This is a genomic window from Rhodopseudomonas sp. B29 (assembly GCF_000333455.1).
Taxonomy (GTDB): Bacteria; Pseudomonadota; Alphaproteobacteria; order Rhizobiales; family Xanthobacteraceae; genus Rhodopseudomonas.
This window is the reverse complement of the sequence record NZ_BADD01000390.1, coordinates 1-1,830: the sequence shown is the minus strand read 5'-3', so window position 1 is coordinate 1,830 and position 1,830 is coordinate 1. Positions and strand designations below refer to the sequence as shown.

General features: G+C 64.0%; 2 protein-coding genes. One reads left to right on the top strand and one right to left on the bottom strand.

The window, feature by feature from the left end:
* On the bottom strand, window positions 1-1,142 hold a 1,142-nt coding region (locus I5M_RS13930), incomplete at its 3' end, for a transporter substrate-binding protein (RefSeq protein ID WP_022721954.1).
* A 300-nt stretch (window positions 1,143-1,442) separates the two neighbouring features.
* Between I5M_RS13930 and I5M_RS13925 the strand changes: the two genes are divergently transcribed.
* Window positions 1,443-1,823, top strand: a complete 381-nt coding sequence (locus I5M_RS13925) for a transposase (RefSeq protein WP_022721953.1) — start codon at window positions 1,443-1,445, stop codon at window positions 1,821-1,823.
* Window positions 1,824-1,830: the final 7 nt, after the last annotated feature.

Here is a 1,830-nt window from a genome sequence, read left to right as displayed (position 1 = left end):
TTGTTCTCGGCGGTCATCTGGATCTTGTAGCCAGACGGGCAGTCGAAGCTGAGGCCGGCGAACGCCTTGCGCACTTCCGGCACGTCGAACGAACCGGCCTTGGCGGCCGCCATCGCCCACAGATGCACGGCGTCGTAGGCCGAGACCATCGGGTCGATGGCGACATCGCCTTTGAACGGCACGTTCTTGGCCTTGACGTAGTCGGCCCACTGCTTGAGGAATGCGGCGTTCTTCTCGCCCTTGGCGTTCTGCAAATAGGCCCAGCAGTTGAGATGGCCGACTAGCGGCTCGGTGTTGAGGCCTTCGAGATCGGCTTCCACCATGTCGAGGCCGAGCACCGGCACGTCGGTCGCCTTGATGCCCTGATTGGCGAATTCGCGCAGGAAGTCCGGGATCGACGAGCCGACCACCGTCAGCACCACGATCGGCTTGCCGCCACCCTGATCGGCGAAGGCGCGGATCTGGTTGACCAGCGTCTGGAAGTTGGAGAAGCCGAGCGGGACGTATTCTTCCTTCCACGCCGTCTCCGGAATGCCCTTGGACTTCCAATAGCCCTTGAGCTGCTTGTTGATGGTGCGCGGCCAGACGTAGTCCGAACCGAGCATGAAGAACCGCTTGGCGCTGACGCCGTCGTCGCTCATCAGATAGTCGACCGCGGGCAGCACCGAGCTGGCCGGCGGCGAATTGACGTAGACGACGTTCTTGGAGTTCTCATCGCCCTCGAAATGCAGCGGATAGAACAACAGGCCGTTGGCCTGCTCGACCACCGGCAGTACCGACTTGCGCGACACCGAGGTCCAGCAGCCGAACAGCGCCGCGACCTTGTCCTGCTCCAGCATCTGCTTGCCGATCTGGGCGTAGAGCGGCCAGTCCGACGCCGGGTCCGACACCGCGACCTCGATGGTGCGGCCGTTGACGCCGCCCTTGGCGTTGATCTCGTCGGCCGCCATGCGCACGACGTGATTGAGCCGGCCTTCGATATTCGCCATCGTGCCCGACGACGAGAACAGACAGCCGAGCTTCACGGTGCCGGCCGCCGCGTGAGCCGATCGTACGATCGAGGGCGCGCCGAACGGCGACGCCAGCGCCGCCGCTGCGAGCCCGGAGGTCTGAAGAAACGAACGCCGCGTGAACTTGCTCATGGGCCAATCCCTGTGGTGGAAGTGGCGAGAGTGTCAGTCCGCGGGCGACGGAGCGGCAACTCCAAATAACCTGCAAAGCTGCTCAATCGGCCGGCAAAAACGCCCCTCCGGCGCGCTTAATGTCAATTTTGCCATTTCGGACCGCCGGCTTTTCGCTGTAGGCTATTCGGCATCATCACGGCGCCGCAACGTACGTGACGGGCATCGCTGATGATGAACGCCGCACGTGCTGCGCAGGCGTCTCGCGCTGGACGAGCGGTGTCAGCTTTGCAGTTTGCGCAACGATGAAAGCGTGAGCCCATGCGCCACTCGCAGCACACCGAAACCGAAATCCTGTATCTGTTGCACGAAGCCGAGGCCGGCATTCCGATTCCGGAAATCTGCCGGACGGCGCACATTTCCGAGCGGACGTTCTATCGCTGGCGCAAGCGCTACGGCAGCCTGACGCCGCCCGCGCTGCTGGCGATGAAGGAACTGCAATCGGAGAATCGGCGTTTGCGCACGCTGCTGAGCCGGCTATCCGAGGCCGCACGCGCAAACGAAGGAACGACGTCCAAAACGCCGCGGGCTCCGGTCCGATCCGACTGCGGCTTCGAGCCCATGCACCGGCCCGTCAATGTGCAGGGCGAGGCACGCGGTGCATCGCTGGGCCGCTTCGCAATCGTGCGCGGCCCCCGCTGAGCCTCTA